The sequence below is a fragment of the Cyanothece sp. BG0011 genome, from assembly GCF_003013815.1.
Lineage (GTDB): Bacteria > Cyanobacteriota > Cyanobacteriia > Cyanobacteriales > Microcystaceae > Crocosphaera.
Genome location: NZ_PRLH01000047.1, coordinates 1 through 21959 on the forward strand (window position 1 = coordinate 1; position 21959 = coordinate 21959).

Sequence of the window (21959 nt, forward strand, 5' to 3'; positions counted from 1 at the left end):
TGACGTTCAAAGAACGATTTGAGTTAGAAGAAACCCTGAAACTCAAGACAAAGACCTGGAAACATCAAGGATTACGAGAAATCCCCATCCCCAAAAAGGACGGAACCAAACGAATCCTAAAAGTCCCAACCATCGCCGACAGAGCATGGCAATGTCTTGTCAAATACGCTCTAGAACCAGCCCATGAAGCACATTCCATCCCAGGAGCTACGGGTTTAGACCAGGGCGAAGCGCACACGACGCACAAAAAGCCCTGTTTCTACATCTCAGAAAAAGCACTAATGGAATTGATAAAAGAGTTCTTGAACTTGATATCAGCAAATGCTTCGACCGCATATCACACCAAACTATATTAGAACAAGTGATTGCTCCCGAATCTGTCATCAAAGGGTTACGCAAATGCCTTAAGGCAGGAGTTAACCCAGAATTTCCCAATCAAGGAGTACCACAGGGAGGTGTTTGTTCACCTTTATTGGCAAATATCGCTCTCAATGGCATCGAAAAAATCGGGGAATTTAGAAGCAGGGGCATAACTTATTCCAAATGTGTCAGATATGCTGATGATATGGTGTATGTTCTCAAACCAGAAGATGATGCGGAATCAATACTTGCCCAAGTAGAGGAATTTCTCGCTCAAAGAGGAATGGAAATTAGCCAGAAGAAAACTAAAGTAACAGCCTCGATAGATGGATTTGACTTCCTAGGATGGCATTTCTATGTCCAGAAACACAACGGAAAATTTAAAAGCATTCCCTCAGTGGAAAATTTCAAAGCATTCCGTGATAAAGTCAAACACATCGTCAACAACTCTAATTATGGGGCGAAGGTAAAAACAATCAAACTCGCTCCCATTGTAAGAGGATGGCGCAACTACCATAAATATTGCAAAATGGACGGCTCAAGGTTTAGCCTATGGCACTTGAGTCGAAGAACCTTCAAAAAGTTCAAAAAACAAAAGACCATCAACCGATACCAAGCAATAGAATTGATTAAAAGAGCCTTTCCAAACATTAGTTACTCGGAGAACAGTTTTGCCAACGTCAAAGGGACTAAATCACCCTACGACGGAGATATAAACTACTGGTCAAAGAGAAACAGTGTCCTCTACGATGGAAGTACAGCAAAAACACTTCGCCGACAAAACCATTCATGTGGTTATTGTGGTCTGAAATTCATCGACGATGAAAAAGTAGAATTGCACCACATCGACGGCAACCACAACAATTGGAGACCTAAGAACCTCTTAGCAATCCATAACAGTTGTCATCATTATACTCACATGAGCAAAGGACGGAAAGACCAAGGTTTTCGGAAGCCGAGTGCAGGGAAACCCGCACGCTCGGATTTCACAGAGAGGGGCGAAGCATGATAGCTTCCCTCGACTCTACCCACGTTCGGTTTGGAATGGGAGGGGAAGGAGGCGACTCCTTTCTCGACCCCTAATCTTTAACACCATTCGTTTAAATTTTTGAGTTTTGTTATGAATACTGGGCTACCACCTCAAACCACGGTACACGATCGCTTTCAGATTTTACGCCAACTAGGTCAAGGAAAGCTAGGGAGAACCTATTTAGCCCAAGATAGTCATCGCTTCAATGACTTATGTATTCTCAAAGAATTTGCTCCCGATGTCAATGATCCTTTCGCCCTGAAAAAAACAGAAGAACTATTTCAACGCAAAGCACAAATTCTTTATCAGTTAGAACATCCTCAAATCCCTCGTTTTCGGGAATTATTTTCTTGCCAATATAAAGAAAAAACCACCCTTTTTTTAGTACAAGATTATGTACAAGGAGTTACTTATGATCAACAATTACAGCAACGACTAAAAGAAGGGAAAGGATTGACGGAAAGAGAAATCAAACAATTTTTATTAGATGTTTTACCCGTTCTGGATTACCTTCATGAAAAAGGTATTATTCATCGGGATCTTACCCCGAAAAATATCATTTGTCGTCAAGATGATAACTTACCCGTTTTAATCGATTTTGGGAGCGTTAAGCAACTATCGACTATTGCTAATACCTATTTTAAACATCCAGAATTATTAACCAGTAAAATTATACAGGTCGGTCAACCGGGGTATGCACCCCAGGAACAGATCGAAAAAGGGATCGTCACTGCCAATAGTGATTTATACAGTTTAGCGGCCACAGCGTGTGTGTTACTGACGGGACAAGAAGCCTTACAATTACAAGACCGGCAGAGTTTGAACTGGCGTTTACCCCCAGAGGTAGCCATCAGTCCTCATTTAAGCCAGATTTTACTGAAAATGTTGGCTAAACATCCAAGCGATCGCTATACTTCAGCTAGAGACGTTCTTCACGTCCTTACTCAGTCTTCTCCTCAACCCATGACTCCTCCCACCCTGGTGGTAAAGTCTGCTATAATGCCTCAGACTTCCTCGCCAAAAGTGACCATTTCCCCTAAGCAAAAAACAGAACCCAATATGACAGTAACGAACAGCAAAAATAGTCCCCTTACTGGCTGTTTAGGTAAGTTATTTTTACTTTTAATGCTAATCTTAGGCTCAGGAACCATGGGATGGTGGGCAGGGAAATTATGGATTTCTCAAATCCTCAATGCTCAAGAAAACAGTCAACCCAAACCCGTTTTTTCTGAGGAACCCTCAACCCCAACAATTAGTGATCAAGAGTTACAACGTAAAACAGAAATACGCACCCGTCGTCGTCAGTTAGGATTAGATCATAGTTGGTTTGTGGCGGTGGTTGATGAATTATTTTGGGAAAAATATCCCAGTCAGCGAAATAAAATTTTAAGTAATCAAAAAGATGATGCTTCTTGGCGAAATAGATGGGATGAAACCGCTAGTCAAGTATTAACAACTCTAGAATCTTTGAGTTCTGAATCATTAGAAGGAATCGGCGGTTATAGCCAAAGTGAACGGACAATTTGGAAACAACAAGCTAATGGTTTATATTTAAGTAGTCGTGCTTTATATGATTTAGTGGATGGTCGTTTTTTTGCGGCTTTTCCTGAGCAAGAAAATAAGGAATTTATTGATAAACCGATCGGTCAAATCTGGAATGCTATAATTGCAGATACGATTGCAAAATTACAAGCAGGGGATAATTACGAAAGGATAGGAATTGAACTACAGCAAGATAGAATCATTCAACGTCGAAAACGATTAGAACCAGGCCAAGGAAATGCTTATGTTGCTAACTTAAATGCTTACCAAAGCATGGAGGTAAAATTAGAAGGTGATCGCCATTTACTCCTCTCTATTTATTCTCCGACCGGTAACAATAATATACTAGAAGATTCTTCAACTCATCAATGGTCAGGAAGACTGATCGAAAGTGGGTATTATGAGTTTACTGTTGTCTCAAAAAATAAAAAACCTACTAATTATGACCTGAAGATTACTATTATAGATTAAGAGATTGATTTTATGAATAATGATGATGCATTACAAAACTTTAAAACAGCAATTTATAGTAATAATAATGAAGATTATGATCTAATTAAATTAGGATTGTTCTTGTTAGAATCAGGAGATTTTCAGCAACGTTGGGAAGTAGCAAAATTGTTGCCAAAACTGGGAGAAAAGATTATTACTCCTTTATTAAATATTTTAGAAAATGAAAAGATTGACATTGAACATCGTTGGTTTGCTGCTCGGATTTTGTCTGATTTTAATGATATAAAAATAATTATTTCTTTTACTCGACTATTACAAACCACAGAAGAAGAAGAACTTTCAACTATATTAGCAGAAGGGTTAGGGAAGATGGGTATTTCTGCTATAAATAGTTTAGAAACATTATTAGAAAAGGATGAATCTTCTAGATTATTGGCTGTTAAAGCATTAGGACAAATTCGTCATTCAGAGACTATCAAACCTGTGCTAAAAGTAGTTAATGATCCTAACCCAGAAATTCGAGCGATCGCTTTAGAATGCTTAGGAAGTTTTCATCGAAAAGAATTGATTCCTATCTTTATTCAAGCCTTAAATGATCCTGTTTCTACGGTTCGTAAAGAAGCTATTATTATTCTAGGAATGCAATCAGAATTAACAACAGAATTTAACATCATTCAAAGTTTAAAACCATTACTTTATGACATAAAATTGTCTATTTGTCAAGAAACTGCCCTGAGTTTAGGACGCATTAAAAGCGATGAAGCGATAGAAGAATTAGGGATTATTCTTAACAAAGAAACAACCCCTATAGAGCTAAAAAAAGCAGTTATCCAAGGATTAAGTTGGACGGAATCACCTCAAGCTTTAATTAATTTAAAACAAGCATTATCTAGAGAAAATTTAGAAGTTTGTTTAATAATAATTCGTTTATTAGGGACTCAAAAAAGCGACATAGTTAGACATCAAGCTACTCAAATTTTAATCGATTTTTTAGCATCAAACACCCCCATCACTCAACAACCTAAAATAAAACAAGAGATAGCCGTTTCTTTAGGAGAATTAGGGGGTAAAACAGCCATTAATTGCCTTGAAAAACTAGCCAATGACCCTAATAAATCTGTTAAATTACACGCGATCGCAGGTTTGAAAAAAGCTGGAATTAAATAATAAGTAGTTGTACTTGTAGGTTGGGTTAGGCGTGATGATAATTTAAAATAACTACTAAGGGTTTTTATTAGTCGTAACCCACCATTGAAAATAGATATTTTTGAACTTGTTTAGAAATTAGAGAACCATTGCCTTAAACTCACATCTTACACCACCCCCATTAACCGCCTTGAAATTAATTTCAAGGCTAACAAATAGCGTTCAATAAATTGAACTATAAATCATATCAATATCAACTTTTTGACTTTTTTAGCCAATCTCACCTATCATTTTGTCGGGAACCAATCTTCATCTAACAATTGTTCTAGAGTATAAGGGCATTTTGGAGGAAAAGTATCAAGCTCAGTTTTTATTTTAGTATATTTAAGACTATTTTGATAAATTAATTCAAATCTGCTAACTAAAAATTTTTGTAAGTTTTTGGTTAAGATACCATTTATCTGAAATCTAAATTCAGTAATTTCTGCTTTCCAGTGAGAGGCATTATATTGAGATTCTTTTGACCAATATTCTAACAACAAAAGATGAATTATGATCTGCCTTAGTAAACTTTCTACTTTGTTTTTTCTCTCTCTACCCAAGTCGTCTAATTCCTCAATTAAATTTTCTATATCTAACTCATTAAATTTTTTTTCTTTTAAAAGTTTAATAGTTTTTTGTATCCACAGATAATCGTCTACTTCATGTAATTCTCTTAGGTTAGATTGAGATGGTATTTGTACCATGAATATTTCCCTATTTCTTTAACTAATTATATTATACTCACATCTTGCACCAAAACAAATAAACTTAATAATTATGACAAGGTAGTCAATTGTGAATAATTTAGCATCAAAATTGAACACTTTTGCCTGTCTTGGTGAGCGTTCCCTTGCGCAGATGCGAAGGCGCGGGGTCTCACCGCTCTTGCCTCTTGCCTCCCTAAACTAGCTAGTTTTAGCGAAGGTGCAAGATATGAGTTATATATGATAAATAAAAAAAGGATGAGCAATATTATAGTAACTCATCCTCAGACCAAATATTAATGTTGATGATTTAATGATTCTACTTTTTTAACTTCTTAACTAACAAAACTGAGAACTGTACCCCCAAGTGCTGCAACAGAAAGGGAGGTTAAAGATTGGATAATCTGCATAACATTCCTCAACTTATGAACAATTACATAAATATTGTTATGCCTCCCGATCTTTTGTCAAGTTTCTGTTAGTATTTGTTGCATTTTCTTCTTTTTTTGCAAAATATCCACCATTTTTCTTGTCATTAACTGCTTTTAGTTTGGTCAATGGCAGCCTTAACAAACCCTAAAAATAAAGGATGAGCGCAGTTAGGACGGGATCTAAATTCGGGGTGAAATTGAGTGGCAATAAAAAAGGGATGATCCGAGAATTCAATAATCTCCACTAAACGTCCATCAGGAGAGGTTCCACTGACTTTATACCCGGTTTCAAGCAACGAATTGCGGTAAGCATTATTAAACTCATAACGATGTCGGTGACGTTCATAAATAACTTCCTGTCTATATAAAGAAGCCGCCAAGGTATCAGGGGTAATACGACAGGGATATAGTCCTAAACGCATGGTTCCCCCTAAGTCCACCACGTCTTGTTGTTCCGGTAACAGATTAATAACAGGATTAGTGGTTTCTGGTTCAAATTCGGCACTATTGGCACTATTTAAACCGGCAACATTGCGGCCCCATTCAATGACCGCACATTGCATTCCTAAACAGAGGCCCAGAAAGGGAATTTTTTCCTTTCTAGCGTATTCAATGGCCCTTACTTTACCATCGACCCCACGAATTCCAAACCCACCCGGAACGATAATTCCACTGACATCATTTAAGTATTTATCCGCGCCATAATTTTCAATATCTTCCGCGCTCACCCACCGTAACTTAACCTCGCTATCGGTAGCAATACCAGCATGAACCAAAGATTCAACTACCGACAAATAAGCATCGCTAAGTTGAACATATTTCCCTACTAAGGCCACCTCAATGTGTCGTTTGGGGGCCTGCATTCGTTGGATGAGGGTTTGCCATTGACTTAAATCCGGTTTACGGGGTTCGAGGTGTAATAATTCTAGGGTTTGTTGGGCTAACCCTTCTTTTTCTACCACTAGCGGCACTTCGTAAATACTACTGGCATCTTGCGCCGTAATTACCGATTCGACAGGGACATCACAAAATTCTGAGAGTTTTTCCTTCATCCCTTCTTTGAGAGGGCGATCGCAACGACACACCAACACATCCGGTTGAATACCAATCGATCGCAACTCTTTAACGGAGTGTTGAGTCGGTTTGGTCTTCATTTCCCTGGCGGCCCGAATCCAAGGAATCAGCGTAACGTGCATATAGAGGACGTTATTTCGTCCTACATCCTTCCGAAACTGACGAATAGCTTCTAAAAAGGGCAAAGATTCGATATCTCCCACTGTTCCCCCGATTTCGGTGATAACAATATCAGGATTGGTATTTCTCGCTACCCGATGGATACGTTCTTTAATTTCGTTGGTAATATGGGGAATCACTTGTACGGTTCCCCCCATGTAGGCCCCCCGTCGTTCTTTATTGAGAACCGCTTGATAAATTGATCCGGTGGTGACACTGTTGAGACGGGACATGGGAGTATCGGTAAACCGTTCATAATGGCCTAAGTCTAAATCGGTTTCGGCCCCGTCATCGGTGACAAATACCTCTCCGTGTTGATAAGGACTCATGGTACCAGGATCAACGTTAATATAGGGGTCAAGTTTGAGGATCGAAACAGAATAATTTCTGGATTTGAATAAACAGCCTAGACTCGCTGCTACAATACCTTTACCGATACTCGAAACAACCCCACCCGTCACAAAGACAAACTTAGTCATAAAAATTATTGTAGATTAGAGGATCAAGACAATAGTCACTAAAAGTATACTCAATGATCAACAGACATCTGTTGCCTTTCAGAAATTCCTTGTACTTAATATTTTAGCCAAATAAATGACCCATTGATCAACTTCTTCTTAGGATTATTATTTATGATAAATAGGGAAAAATCTCGTTTTCTGCATACTTAAAAAAGTTCCTAATGATGGCTAATACTTTCAAGTGTGAGGGAGTTATATCGAACTCAGATTAATAATAATGAGAGGGTAATCAATTTTTAAGGATAAGGCATCAAAATTAAACACTCGCTATTGCCCATTGCTCATTCCCTTTCTAAACTAGCTAATTTAATCGAAAATGCAAGATATGAGTTTTAGCCATCATTCCTCAACTGAACTTTTCTTGGTGCAAGATGGGTAGTTGAGCCAAGATGTTGATTAAAACAAAATCTTGGTTCAACTTCATTAAAAAAATTTCAGATGTGACTTAACTCCATCTCTTAACTAAAGAACTTACCCCAAGGGTGATTAATAACAATAAACCTAGTTTAGAACTGGGTTCAGATGTCGTGACGGGTGTTTCTTGGGGTGCATCAATTAGTAGTGCAGAAGTTGAAGCCGTATCTTGGATGTCCACAATGCCAATACCCAAAGTGTAAACGCCAGCAGTTAGAGGATTTGAGGTAAATGTTTGGAATCCCGTTTCTTGGTTAAAAAGGGTACTAGAAGAAGATAAGAAGGATGAATTGGTATCAGCAAGGGTTGTAATTGTGCCATCAAGCACAATGAAAGCATAATCTCTCGGACTTCCAAGAGTCAATGGAAAATCAGAATTAGAATCATTAGTTAAAAAATTCCAACTAAAACTGATAGTTTCTCCTTCTTCAACCGTGAAGCTTTGAACAATAGCCGATCCTTCAAAAGCTTGTAAAAATGGAGATATATCTAAGTCTCCTGGTGATAAACCTAATGCGGTTTCTAGATCGGAAGGGGAACCAGTTGAAACAGCAGAATTTCCTGAAAAATTAAACGCTCCAGCCACAAAGGGAAAATCATCTTGTTCCAACGAAGCTGTTGTTAACAATGCCTGAGAATTACCAAATAAAGGCCCACTACCAATAAGTCCAGTATCAAGGCTAACATCACCACTAGGTGTCCAATTGGCTAGACCATTTTCAAAACCAGGATTAAGCTGTGCAGCCTGAGCCAATGGGGATATTATTAAGCTACTAATAGTCAGAATTGGCAGCATAGCAACTGATACTTTAAAAGCCGTAGTTTTCTTCAAAGATTGAAGGTTTTGAGGGTTCATTGTCATAAATCTCCAAGAAAATGAGTTGGGATAAAGTGGTTAATCGTCAGACTGAAAATGAGAAAAAGTGGCCTATTATTAATAGGTCACTTGAGAAATTTTTAATCAAGAGCAGAAGCAAAAATAAAGTTATTGGGATCGTTAAGGGTATTGGGAGCAACACCGGTTCCCTGTACAACCGCCAAGGTTCTGACATAACTATTAGCACCAGCCGAGCCATCTATATCAATGCCGATGGTGGTAAAACCAGCAAAGGAACCGATTTGTACATAGCCTAAGTCAAGGGGATTTTGACCAAACGGGTTAAAGTCAGTGTCGTTACTGAGAAGTTGCGAGAGATCAATAACATCTAGACCTAATTCAAAATCAGAAATTAAATCTAAGCCATCATCAACATTTTGGAAAGCAAACACATCAGCGCCTCCCATACCAGTCAGCATATCACTACCTGCAAACCCAGTGATAATTTCACTTTCAGCAGTTCCCATCAGGCTATCTCGACCGGCTGTGCCATTGATTTCTATCGGGCCTGAAGGTACATCATCGTTTTCAATGGTTCCAATGCCTTGAGCCTCGCTAATCGTTACATCACGGCCATTAGCATTGAGGTTAGACAGGTTAACCAAGAAATCTTCATTGGGTTCAACGATGGTGTCTCCATTCACTTCAATGGTGATGGTTTGGACTTCCCCTGCATTCCCTGTAAAGTTAAGGGTGCCATTATTAGCTGTGTAATCATTATCAGTAACGGTTGCCGTATCATCGGCTGTGTCAAAGTCAAGGGATAACCCTGTGTCCACTTCGTTATCTAAGGTGACATCAAAAGTATAAGTAGTGGTGCCACTGTTCCCTTCGCTTTGAGTGACGTTGTTAATACTCAAAGAAGCACTATCGTCGTTGCTAATGGTTCCAACACCTTGTCCGTCTACAATATCGGCTCCGATGGCATTAGAAAGGTTAACCAAGATGGTTTCATTGAGTTCAACCTTGTTATCTCCGTTCACTTCAACCGTAATAGTTTGGGTTTCCCCTGCATTACCAACAAAGGTTAAAGTGCCACTATTAGCCGTATAATCCCCATCTGCTGTGGTAGCCGTTCCATTAGCTGTGTCAAAGTCCACACTTGCGCCACCACTAACCGCATTATTGAGGGTGACATTAAAGGTTAAGGTTTGAGTGCCATTATCCCCTTCTGTTACGGTAGCGTTACTGATAGAGAAGCCGGCACCGTCATCGTTTTCAATGGTTCCAATGCCTTGAGCATCGCTAATGGTTACATCACGGCCATTAGCATTGAGGTTAGACAGGTTAACCAAGAAATCTTCATTGGGTTCAACGATGGTGTCTCCATTAACTTCAATGGTGATGGTTTGGACTTCCCCTGCATTCCCTGTAAAGGTAAGGGTGCCATTATTAGCTGTGTAATCATTATCAGCAACGGTTGCCGTATCATCGGCTGTGTCAAAGTCAAGGGATAACCCTGTGTCCACTTCGTTATCTAAGGTGACATCAAAAGTATAAGCAGTGGTGCCACTATTTCCTTCGCTTTGAGTGACGTTGTTAATACTCAAAGAAGCACTATCGTCATTAACAATGGTTCCTGTTCCCTGTCCATCTACAATATCGGCTCCGATGGCATTAGAAAGGTTAACCAAGATGGTTTCATTGAGTTCAACCTTGTTATCTCCGTTCACTTCAACCGTAATAGTTTGGGTTTCCCCTGCATTACCAGCAAAGGTTAAAGTGCCACTATTAGCCGTATAATCCCCATCTGCTGTGGTAGCCGTTCCATTAGCTGTGTCAAAGTCCACACTTGCGCCACCACTAACAGCATTATTGAGGGTGACATCAAAGGTTAAGGTTTGAGTGCCATTATCTCCTTCGGTGACGGTGGCGTTACTGATAGAGAAGCCGGCACCATCATCGTTTTCAATGGTTCCAATGCCTTGAGCATCGCTAATGGTTACATCACGGCCATTAGCATTGAGGTTAGACAGGTTAACCAAGAAATCTTCATTGGGTTCAACGATGGTGTCTCCATTAACTTCAATGGTAAGGGTTTGGACTTCCCCTGCATTCCCTGTAAAGGTAAGGGTGCCATTATTAGCTGTGTAATCATTATCAGCAACGGTGGCCGTATCATCGGCTGTGTCAAAGTCAAGGGATAACCCTGTGTCCACTTCGTTATCTAAGGTGACATCAAAAGTATAAGTAGTGGTGCCACTGTTCCCTTCGCTTTGAGTGACGTTGTTAATCCTCAAAGAAGCACTATCGTCGTTGCTAATGGTTCCAACACCTTGTCCGTCTACAATATCGGCTCCGATGGCATTAGAAAGGTTAACCAAGATGGTTTCATTGAGTTCAACCTTGTTATCTCCATTCACTTCAACCGTAATAGTTTGGGTTTCCCCTGCATTACCAACAAAGGTTAAAGTGCCACTATTAGCCGTATAATCCCCATCTGCTGTGGTAGCCGTTCCATTAGCTGTGTCAAAGTCCACACTTGCGCCACCACTAACAGCATTATTGAGGGTGACATCAAAGGTTAAGGTTTGAGTGCCATTATCTCCTTCGGTGACGGTGGCGTTACTGATAGAGAAGCCGGCACCATCATCGTTTTCAATGGTTCCAATGCCTTGAGCCTCACTAATGGTTACATCACGGCCATTAGCATTGAGGTTAGACAGGTTAACCAAGAAATCTTCATTGGGTTCAACGATGGTGTCTCCATTCACTTCAACGGTAAGGGTTTGGACTTCCCCTGCATTCCCTGTAAAGTTAAGGGTGCCATTATTAGCCGTGTAATCATTATCAGCAACAGTGGCCGTATCATCGGCTGTGTCAAAGTCAAGGGATAACCCTGTGTCCACTTCGTTATCTAAGGTGACATCAAAAGTATAAGTAGTGGTGCCACTGTTCCCTTCGCTTTGAGTGACGTTGTTAATCCTCAAAGAAGCACTATCATCGTTGTTAATCGTTCCGACACCTTGTCCGTCAGTAATAACAACATTGCGACCACTGTTTTGTAGATTAGAGAGATTAACAAAGAAGGTTTCATCGAGTTCTACTTTGTTATCTCCATTCACTTCAACCGTAATGGTTTGGGTTTCACCAGCATTACCAGCAAAGGTTAAAGTGCCATTAACCGCCGTGTAGTCACCATCTCCTATACTAGCTGTATTGTTCGCTGTAGCATAATCAACCGTAAACCCTGTATCAACCGCTTCATCTAAGGTGACGGTAAAGGTATAGAGTTGAGTGCCGTTGTTTCCTTCGCTGAGGGTGACATCGCTAATACTTAAGCTGGCAACATCATCATTAACAATGGTTCCCGTTCCCTGTCCATCAGCAATGGTTACTCCTGACGACGCATTAGAAAGATTAACCAAGAAGGTTTCATTCAGTTCAACCTTGTTATCTCCGTTCACTTCAACGGTAATAGTTTCAACTTCCCCTGCATTACCGCTAAAAGTCAACGTGCCACTGGTGGCAGTATAGTCGTTATCAGTGGTTGTAGCTGTGTTGTCAGCAGTGGTAAAGTCAACCGTTGCACCGCCACTAATAGTGTTGCTGAGAGTAACGCTGAAGACAAATTGCTGAGTCCCATTATCTCCTTCGACTAAGTTAACATTAGTGATGGAAAGATTGGCTCCATCATCATTTTCAATGGTTCCAATCCCTTGCGAGTCACTCAGAATAATATTCCGTCCGTTAGCTTGCAGGTTATTGAGGTTGACTACAAACGTTTCATCCGGTTCAACGGTAGTATCTCCGACTACGTCAACCGTAATGGTTTGGGTTTCCCCTGCATTCCCTGTAAAGTTGAGGGTTCCGTTGGTAGCTTGATAATCATTATTGGCCACAGTGGCTGAACCATTGGCGGTAGCAAAGTCCACTGATAACCCAGTATCCACTTCATTGTTGAGGGTAACAGTAAAGGTAAAAGGCGTTGTGCCATTATTTCCTTCACTTTGGGTCACATTGTCAATGCTGATGTTAGCACTATCATCATTATTGATAGTGCCAGTGCCAGACACGAGAACTGGTAACGTTCCATTACCTTGAAGGTTACTGAGAACGAGGTCAAAGGTTTCATTTAGCTCTACCTTATTATCCCCATTCACCTGAACCGTAACGGTGCGAGTCTGACCATCTGTGCCATCAAAGCTTAGGGTGCCACTATTAGCTACATAGTCACCATCTGCCACGGTTGCCGTGCCGTCAACTGTTGCAAAATCAACATCGAAGGCATCTGTCTCACCATTCAGGGTAACGTTAAAGGTTGCATTGGTGGTTCCATTATCTCCTTCTGAAATAATGACATCACTCACAGATAAGGCGGCGGTTTCTACTACGACTAGGCTCAAGTCGTTGGTATTAAACACAGGAGCGAATGCTAATCCTCCACCAATATCTAACCCACTAAAGGAAAGATTCGTGGCAATATCAGGAGCCGAATCAAAGGTAATAATTTCAAAGGTTTGACCGAGGGTTGGGGTAAAACCATTAACCAAGCTAACGTTGACAGTACCATCTAAGGTGGCTGTCCCGTCAATATCAAGGATATCAAAATTAGTGAGGCCACCAATTTCAATGTCAATGTTAGAGAAATCGGTTTCGCTATAGTCCCCTGTGATATTTAACGTTGCAATATCACCTACCGATAAACCAGGGGTAATTCTCCCTGCGTCGTTATCAATATCCCCATCAATACTACCAAAACCAGAAACATTTCCTGCATTAATATCAAGGGGATTAGAACCAACAACAATGCTTCCACCATCGAGGCGAGTATCTCCTGCGCTTTGAGTATAGTTGCCACTGAAAGTTAAAATGCCATTATTGGCTGCAACTGTCCCGGTATTATTGAAGAGAATGTTAATGGTGAAGTTATCATCACCGGCTGACTTGAGGAAGGTTCCAGCATTATTGAAGGTATTATTGACCCCAATATTGTTAAAGATACCAATAAAGCCCGTGCTATCTTCTTGGATGTCAAAGGTTGACCCCACATTGTTGTTAATGATGGAGTCACCCTGTAAGAATAGACTACTGGTGCTATTCCAAATCGCTCCATTATTAATTTCTAGGGTTCTTGACTCTCCATTCCCCCCGAAAAACTTTTGTCCGGTTCCCCCAATGGTCAAGGTGCCGTCGACTTCGGTAGTTCCTGTACCACTCTGGGTTCCTCCGTCCCAATCATAGTTTCCTGTGACGGTTAAATCATCACTACCTGTCAGAGTTCCTGCTGTGTGGACAACACTGGTAGGTGTGACGCTACTACCTGTACTTAGGTTAAGTGTGCCATTACTGAGAGTAACATCGCCGATATTATTGCCTGTAATCGTTCCCGTAAAGTTGGCAGTTCCCCTGAAACTGTTGTCGTACCACCACTGGGTAAGGCATAATCTCCTGCTAAATTAACTGTACCAGCACTGAAGAGTACATCCCGAACAGAGACGGTGGTATTACTACTGAGGTTATGGGTTCCTCCTCCAAATTCTAAGGTAGCAGTTCCTTGGAAGTCTCCTGTATGGTCGCCACCACCCCCTAAGTCTAGAATGCCATTGTTAGCCTCAACGGTTCCTGTATTGTTGAAAACCGTGCCAATAGTAAAACGGTCATCCCCTGCTGACTTAACTAGGGTTCCAGCATTATTAAAGGTATTATTGACCCCAATATTGTTAAAGATACCAATAAAGCCCGTGCTATCTTCTTGGATGTCAAAGGTTGACCCCACATTGTTGTTAATGATGGAGTCCCCTTGTAAGAAGAGATTGTTAGTGCTATTCCAAATCGCTCCATTATTGATTTCTAGGGTTCTTGACTCTCCAGAGGCTCCTAAAAACTTTTGTCCGGTTCCCCCAATGGTCAAGGTGCCGTCGACTTCGGTAGTTCCTGTACCACTCTGGGTTCCTCCGTCCCAATCATAGTTTCCTGTGACGGTTAAATCATCACTACCTGTCAGAGTTCCTGCTGTGTGGACAACACTGGTAGCTGTGACGCTACTACCTGTACTTAGGTTAAGTGTGCCATTACTGAGAGTAACATCGCCGATATTATTGCCTGTAATCGTTCCCGTAAAGTTGGCAGTTCCCCCTGAAACTGTTGTCGTACCGCCACTGGGTAAGGCATAATCTCCTGCTAAATTAACTGTACCAGCACTGAAGAGTACATCCCGAACAGAGACGGTGGTATTACTACTGAGGTTATGGGTTCCTCCTCCAAATTCTAAGGTAGCAGTTCCTTGGAAGTCTCCTGTATGGTCGCCACCACCCCCTAAGTCTAGAATGCCATTGTTAGCCTCAACGGTTCCTGTATTGTTGAAAACCGTGCCAATAGTAAAACGGTCATCCCCTGCTGACTTAACTAGGGTTCCAGCATTATTAAAGGTATTATTGACCCCAATATTGTTAAAGATACCAATAAAGCCCGTGCTATCTTCTTGGATGTCAAAGGTTGACCCCACATTGTTGTTAATGATGGAGTCCCCTTGTAAGAAGAGATTGTTAGTGCTATTCCAAATCGCTCCATTATTGATTTCTAGGGTTCTTGACTCTCCAGAGGCTCCTAAAAACTTTTGTCCGGTTCCCCCAATGGTGAGAGTGCCGTCGACTTCGGTAGTTCCTGTTCCTGCTTGAGTTCCTCCGTCCCAGTCGAAGTCTCCTGTGACTTGTAGGTTTCCTGCCCCTGTTATAGTGCCACCAGTTTGACTCCCTGTGCCGATAGTAGCCACACTGACAATTTCCCATGTTCCGTTACTAATATCGGTTCTATTTGTGTTGTAGGTAGCTCCTGTATTGACATTAACGGTACCGAAAGTAATATCAACATCCCCCGTCACACTGCTACCACTGTTAAGATTATGGGTTCCCCCTCCAAATTCTAAGGTAGCAGTTCCTTGGAAATCTCCTGTATGGTCACCACCTCCTCCTAAGTCTAGAATGCCATTGTTAGCCTCAACGGTTCCTGTATTGTTGAAAACCGTGCCAATAGTAAAACGGTCATCCCCTGCTGACTTAACTAGGGTTCCAGCATTATTAAAGGTATTATTGACCCCAATATTGTTAAAGATACCAATAAAGCCCGTGCTATCTTCTTGGATGTCAAAGGTTGACCCCAGATTGTTGTTAATGATGGAGTCCCCTTGTAAGAAGAGGTTACTGGTGCTATTCCAAATGGCTCCATTATTAATTTCTAGGGTTCTTGACTCTCCATTCCCTCCTAAAATCTTTTGTCCGGTTCCCCCAAAGGTGAGAGTGCCGTCGACTTCGGTGGTGCCTGTTCCTGCTTGAGTTCCTCCGTCCCAGTCGAAGTCTCCTGTGACTTGTAGGTTTCCTGCCCCTGTTATAGTGCCACCAGTTTGACTCCCTGTGCCGATAGTAGCCACACTGACAATTTCCCATGTTCCGTTACTAATATCGGTTCTATTTGTGTTGTAGGTAGCTCCTGTATTGACATTAACGGTACCGAAAGTAATATCAACATCCCCCGTCACACTGCTACCACTGTTAAGATTATGGGTTCCCCCTCCAAATTCTAAGGTAGCAGTTCCTTGGAAATCTCCTGTATGGTCACCACCACCTCCTAAATCTAAGATGCCATTATTAGCCTCAACGGTTCCTGTATTGTTGAAAACCGTGCCAATAGTAAAACGGTCATCCCCTGCTGACTTAACTAGGGTTCCAGCATTATTAAAGGTATTATTGACTCCAATATTATTGAAGATACCAAGATTACCATTGCTATCTTCTTGGATGTCAAAGGTTGACCCCAGATTGTTGTTAATGATGGAGTCCCCTTGTAAGAAGAGGTTACTGGTGCTATTCCAAATGGCTCCATTATTAATGTCTAGGGTTCTTGACTCTCCATTCCCTCCTAAAATCTTCTGTCCGGTTCCCCCAAAGGTGAGAGTGCCGTCGACTTCGGTAGTGCCTGTTCCTCTTTGGGTTCCTCCGTTCCACTCAGCATTGCCACTAATGGTTAAGACTCCGCTACCTTCTAAAGTGCCACCTGTTTGGGTAAAGGTATTAACGGTACTTGTTCCATTAAGTTCAAGAGTCCCATTGCTTAGGGTAAGATTATCATCAACATCAAAGGTGTTAGTAGCCGTTAGGGTTCCTGCTGAGACTTGCAAGGCACTTTGAGACGTTAAAGTGCCAATTGTTAAGGTATTTTGGCCATTAATTTGACCATTAAAGATAGTCGTCCCAAAACCTGACCCAATTTCAATGTCATCATTATCTGCAAGTGGAGTATCATTGTCCCAGTTCGTTGCGAAACTCCAGAGACCATTACCTTCGTCTCCATCCCATTGTCTAAGTGCCATTGTTAACTCCTGTCACACTATAACATTTAACTTGATTGAATAAATACAGCCTCACGTTAAGCTGTTTAGAATAAATTAAAATTGGATTAAGGTAACAAAAAATAATGATTAATTATCACCTTTATTACCTAAAAAACTTGTCTAATTGAAAACTTCATATTAGATTTTACAGAGTCAATGTTAGTTTTCATGTATAAGTTGTTTTTTTTCTTAACAAAACTTAACAATAATCGTAACTGAAGATTTAGTCAGCGTTTCTCACCATCAAAATAAAATTTCTATATTGGCCCATGACTTACTTTCGATTCTACCTAAACTCCCACTAGAATCTTTGTGATCTACTGAATCTACTTTTTTTGTTAACATTGAAATGAAACATGATAATAACAACTTTTATGACTGGTAGTAACCAAAAACTAAATAACGACTTTGAAAAAACGTTGAAAACCATTAACGATGAAATTTATAAGCAAATAGATCATAACCTAAGACCTCGTTTAGAAGATACAGGAAAAGCGTTAGAAAACGTAGCTAAAAATCCGATTTTACAAAAGATTTATCCTTGGATAGGATTACAGTGGTTAATGTATATTTTAGGAGAAGTTGATCATCATCAAATACAGACAAATATAGATCAATTACGGCAAAAATATCCCACTGAAACTCCCGATCAACTAGCCAATAGAATTATTCAACAACAGGGGATAGAAGCCGCAAAAGTTGGTGTTTTTACTAACTTGATCCCTCCCTTTGCTTTATTTTTATTGGGGTTAGAATTTTCAGCCATTACCAAACTACAAGTAGAAATGATTTATAAGCTTGCTGCTGCTTATAACTTAACCCTAGAAATTCCTTTACGTCGGGGAGAAAATTTTGCCTTATATAACTTATCATTAGGAGGTGGATTGCTCAAAACCGGTTTAAGCGTTGTGGAAATCATACCAGGAATTGGCCCCATTGTGGGAGCCTGTAGTGATGCTATTTTATTATATGGACTGGGTTATGCTACCACTTGGTTATATCAAAATGCAGTGGCTCAAAATCAGAAAATGACTCAATATTAAATCAACTTAAATCATTACTCATGATAAGTACGGATATCCACATCTGTGAGGTGTAATAATCCCAAGATGAAACAATGGTCAAAATCAGAGACAATGATAAGAGACAATATGTAAACCCTATTCTAACAACAAGGAAAAACTATGGCGGTACTGGAAAAAGGTAACATTACCATTCATACTGAGAATATTTTTCCCATTATTAAGAAGTCTCTCTACACCGATCATGAAATCTTCTTACGGGAATTAATTTCTAATGCAGTGGATGCCATTTCTAAGTTAAAAATGGCTTCTTTAGCAGGGGAACTATCAGGGGATGTTCCTGAACCCGAAATCACCATTACAGTGGATAAGAGTAATAAAACCCTTTCTATTTATGATAACGGTATTGGCATGACCGTTGATGAGATCAAAAAATATATCAATCAAGTTGCTTTTTCAAGTGCAGAAGAATTTGTTCAAAAATATCAAAAAAGTGCCAATGATTTGATCGGCCATTTTGGTTTAGGTTTCTACTCTGCTTTTATGGTAGCCAAACAAGTAGAAATTGATACGTTATCTTATAAAGAAGGAGCAAAAGCGGTTCATTGGTCTTGTGATGGTTCTCCTGAATTTGAGATAACAGAATCTTCTAAAACTCAAATTGGAACTACCATTACATTAACCTTAATGGACGATGAACAAGAATACTTAGAACCCCAAAGAATTCGTCAATTAGTTAAGACTTATTCTGATTTTGTTCCCGTTGCTATTAAGTTTGAAAACGAAACCATTAACCGACAAAAAGCATTATGGAAAGAATCCCCCCAAAATTTAACGGATGAGGACTATTTAGAGTTTTATCGTTATCTCTATCCGTTTCAAGAAGATCCCTTATTATGGGTACATTTAAACACGGATTATCCTTATCTTTTAAACGGGATTTTATACTTTCCTAAATTACGTCCTGATGTTGATGTCTCTCAGGGTCATATTAAACTGTTTTGCAATCAGGTCTTTGTTAACGATCACTGTGAAGAAATTATCCCAGAATTTTTAATGCCGTTACGGGGTGTTATTGATAGTCCTGATATTCCTTTAAATGTTTCTCGGAGTGCATTAACCAATCATCGCACTGTTCGCAGTATTGCTAATCATATCGCCAAAAAGATAGCCGATCGCCTCAAATCTATCTATAACGAAACTCCAGAAGAATATATAAAATGTTGGCAAGATGTGGGAACCTTTATTAAATATGGGTCTCTCAAAGACGATAAGTTTAAGAAACAAGTTGAAGATATTCTCATCTACAAAACCACTTATAAAGCCGATAAAGTAGGTGGAAAATCTGAATCTGAAACCCCACAAGTGCAAGTAGAAGGAGAAGGGGATCTCTGGGAAGATGTCACTTCTAACACTGAAAATGAGGAAAAATTTAGTTACGAAAGCGAAGGTTATACTACCTTACCCGCTTACTTAGAACGGAATAAAGAACGTCATGAAAATCGCATCTTTTACTGTACTGATCCCGATACCCAAGCCACTTATGTAGAACTCTACAAAAATCAAGGCTTAGAGATCCTCTTTATGGACTCTTTCATTGATACAAATTACTTTATTCCTTTCCTAGAAAGAGAATATTCTGAGGTTAAATTCTCCCGTGTCGATGCGGAATTAGATGATACTTTAGTTCAACAAGATAAAGCGGATGAAATTGTTGATCCCACCACCAATAAAACCCGCAGCGATCAAATTAAGGAAATCTTTGAGAAGGCTTTAAATAATAATAAAGTCAACATCAAAACCCAAGCTTTAAAATCAGATAGTCCCGAAAGTACACCCCCTGCAATGGTCTTATTACCCGAAGCAATGAGACGTTTTCGTGAGATGATGGCTGTCTCTCAACAACAGGTGATGGACTTCCCAGAAGAACACGTATTTGTGATTAATACAACCCATCCTTTGATTGAAAATATCTATCAGTTGAGTCAGGGAAGTATTATTCAAGCAGGGGGTGAGTCTCCCTCCGCAGAAATGGCCAAAATGTTGTGTCAACATATCTACGATTTAGCTTTAATTGCACAAAAAGGACTCGATGGTGAGGGGATGAAATCCTTTGTTGAACGGTCAAATCAAGTGTTAACTCGTTTGACTAAATAGTTAACAGTTAGTTCAGATTAAAATTAAAAGTAGGGTGGACATTTTCCACTCTATTTTTTTAAACGGTTGGTCAAATCAATCTCAAGACAACTTTAGGATCATTTTATTTACGTATAACGTTATCCGTCAATTTTGATAAAGTTCAATCATTGATTACCGATAAACTTAGTTAAAATATGACAAAGAAAGAAAAACTATGGCAAAAAGCAATAAACAGCCCACAAAATCTTACTTTTGATGAGTTTGAAAGATTATTAAGACAAACAGGGTGGATATTGAGTCGTCAAAAGGGAAGTCATCGTTTATGGTGTTCACCCAAGGGTAAAGTCTTACCCATTCAACCTCGTAAAGATGGTAAAGCAAAAGTTTATCAAGTTCAACAATTTATTAAGTATCAGGAGGAAGAAGAATGTCTTTAGAAAATTACGATTTTGATGGTTTTGTTATTAATTTATATGTTGATGAACAAGGTGACTGGTTGGCACATTTTCAAGAAATGCCGAATATTTCTGCATTTGGTGATAGTCCTCAAGAAGCGTTAGAAGAATTAAAAGTGACCTGGGAAATGGTCAAAGAAGATTATGAAGAAAAACAGCAAGAAATTCCCACTTCTATTCATAAAAAACAATTATCAAAGTTTATAAAATAACACTACATCTTGTTTTTATACCCTACTTTTGTAAAAATATTTTCTTCAATGTTAAGATTTTGATGAGATATGGGTAACTTAAATATTATGACAGTTGAAACTTGTAGGGCTTAACTGTTATTGTTATTAAACCCTATGATTTAACTGTTTCATAACCAGTGTTGACGGGGATTAAATTGTTCTTTTTCCCTGATTTGTTGATATAAAGCGATTTCTTCTTCACTCACTTCTGAAGGAATGGCGATTTGTATTTCTACCAGTTGATCTCCCCGTTTTCCTGAACCGTCGGGATACCCCTTATTAGCTAACCGTAACCGTTGACCCGGACGCACCCCTTTAGGGACCGTCATTTTCACTAAACCATCGATAGTAGGAACCTCCACCGAACCCCCTAAAATGGCTTCGCTGGGGGTAACAGGCACTCGACAAGCGATATCGCTACCCCGTAACTCAAAAAAAGCGTGAGGGGTAATGGTAATTTTCAGATAGAGATCCCCCCCTTGTAACCCTTGGCCTTTGAGACGAATTTTCTGACCATCAATCATCCCTGAAGGCATATCCACTTCTAGCGATCGCCCATCTTCTAAGCGAATACGTTCCCGTCCCCCCCGATAGGCTTTTTCCAGGGGAATATTTAACTTAGCTTCTACATCCCTGGCACTGCGAGAGGGGTTAACCACTTTTGCCCGTCGGGTACTGCCGGGATTATAGTCTTGAAACCGCCAAAACTCACTATCTCGACTGTAACTACTGGCATTGTTGCCATTACGAGAGGGACGAGGTTGGGGGCGAGGGGGACGGCGTTTGGTTTTGCCGAAACGGACGCGATCATAATCAGCCCGTTTGGTCTCATCGGATAAAATATCGTAGGCTTCGTTAATACTCTTAAATTTTTCTTCTGCTGTGGTATCCCCTGGGTTCACATCAGGATGATACTGCCGAGCCAGTTTGCGAAAAGATTTTTTAATCTCCTCGGCAGTGGCATCTCTAGAAACCCCTAAAACGGCATAGTAGTTACGAAGTTGCTGCATATATCAGTATAAAACGGG

12 protein-coding genes and 1 pseudogene are annotated in these 21959 nt (G+C 40.0%); 7 read left to right on the forward strand and 6 right to left on the reverse strand.

Annotated features, from left to right (window positions below; genetic code table 11):
• The 3 genes and pseudogenes from C4E06_RS06005 to C4E06_RS06015 all read left to right on the forward strand — a co-directional run.
• Positions 1 to 1369 (forward strand): annotated as a pseudogene (locus tag C4E06_RS06005) (group II intron reverse transcriptase); the annotation flags it as partial.
• A 111-nt stretch (positions 1370 to 1480) separates the two neighbouring features.
• The gene (locus tag C4E06_RS06010) at positions 1481 to 3403 is read left to right on the forward strand and encodes a serine/threonine-protein kinase (protein WP_107667234.1); all 1923 of its coding nucleotides are present in this window, start codon (positions 1481 to 1483) and stop codon (positions 3401 to 3403) included.
• A 12-nt stretch (positions 3404 to 3415) separates the two neighbouring features.
• Complete coding sequence (locus tag C4E06_RS06015) at positions 3416 to 4552, forward strand: HEAT repeat domain-containing protein (protein WP_107667235.1); 1137 nt, start codon at positions 3416 to 3418, stop codon at positions 4550 to 4552.
• Positions 4553 to 4818: 266 nt separating this feature from the next.
• On the opposite strand, the gene C4E06_RS06020 is transcribed toward C4E06_RS06015, so the two are convergent.
• From C4E06_RS06020 to C4E06_RS06040, 5 genes are all read right to left on the reverse strand, one after another.
• On the reverse strand, positions 4819 to 5277 hold the full coding sequence (locus tag C4E06_RS06020) for a DUF29 domain-containing protein (RefSeq protein ID WP_232826174.1): 459 nt from the start codon (positions 5275 to 5277) through the stop codon (positions 4819 to 4821).
• A gap of 535 nt (positions 5278 to 5812) precedes the next feature.
• Positions 5813 to 7420, reverse strand: coding sequence for a CTP synthase (locus C4E06_RS06025; RefSeq protein ID WP_107667236.1), 1608 nt, complete (start codon positions 7418 to 7420; stop codon positions 5813 to 5815).
• 487 nt (positions 7421 to 7907) lie between these two features.
• The gene (locus tag C4E06_RS06030; protein ID WP_232826175.1) at positions 7908 to 8738 is read right to left on the reverse strand and encodes a hypothetical protein; all 831 of its coding nucleotides are present in this window, start codon (positions 8736 to 8738) and stop codon (positions 7908 to 7910) included.
• Between the two features lie 95 nt (positions 8739 to 8833).
• Positions 8834 to 13879, reverse strand: a complete 5046-nt coding sequence (locus C4E06_RS06035) for a Calx-beta domain-containing protein (protein WP_157951120.1) — start codon at positions 13877 to 13879, stop codon at positions 8834 to 8836.
• Positions 13880 to 14022: 143 nt separating this feature from the next.
• On the reverse strand, positions 14023 to 17061 hold the full coding sequence (locus tag C4E06_RS06040; protein ID WP_107667239.1) for a hypothetical protein: 3039 nt from the start codon (positions 17059 to 17061) through the stop codon (positions 14023 to 14025).
• Between the two features lie 377 nt (positions 17062 to 17438).
• On the opposite strand from C4E06_RS06040, the gene C4E06_RS06045 reads away from it, so the two are divergent.
• The 4 genes from C4E06_RS06045 (at position 17439) to C4E06_RS06060 (ending at position 20910) form a co-directional block, all read left to right on the forward strand.
• Positions 17439 to 18125: a hypothetical protein gene (locus tag C4E06_RS06045; RefSeq protein WP_198648366.1), complete on the forward strand. Its 687-nt coding sequence runs from the start codon at positions 17439 to 17441 to the stop codon at positions 18123 to 18125.
• Positions 18126 to 18266: 141 nt separating this feature from the next.
• Positions 18267 to 20261 carry a molecular chaperone HtpG gene (gene htpG, locus C4E06_RS06050; RefSeq protein WP_107667241.1) on the forward strand — a complete coding sequence of 665 codons (1995 nt, stop codon included), beginning with the start codon at positions 18267 to 18269 and terminating at the stop codon, positions 20259 to 20261.
• Between the two features lie 176 nt (positions 20262 to 20437).
• Positions 20438 to 20680 carry a type II toxin-antitoxin system HicA family toxin gene (locus tag C4E06_RS06055; protein WP_107667242.1) on the forward strand — a complete coding sequence of 81 codons (243 nt, stop codon included), beginning with the start codon at positions 20438 to 20440 and terminating at the stop codon, positions 20678 to 20680.
• On the forward strand, positions 20671 to 20910 hold the full coding sequence (locus C4E06_RS06060; protein ID WP_107667243.1) for a type II toxin-antitoxin system HicB family antitoxin: 240 nt from the start codon (positions 20671 to 20673) through the stop codon (positions 20908 to 20910). Before C4E06_RS06055 ends, C4E06_RS06060 begins: the two co-directional genes overlap by 10 nt.
• Before the next feature lie 149 nt (positions 20911 to 21059).
• On the opposite strand, the gene C4E06_RS06065 is transcribed toward C4E06_RS06060, so the two are convergent.
• Positions 21060 to 21941 carry a DnaJ C-terminal domain-containing protein gene (locus C4E06_RS06065; protein ID WP_107667244.1) on the reverse strand — a complete coding sequence of 294 codons (882 nt, stop codon included), beginning with the start codon at positions 21939 to 21941 and terminating at the stop codon, positions 21060 to 21062.
• Positions 21942 to 21959: the final 18 nt, after the last annotated feature.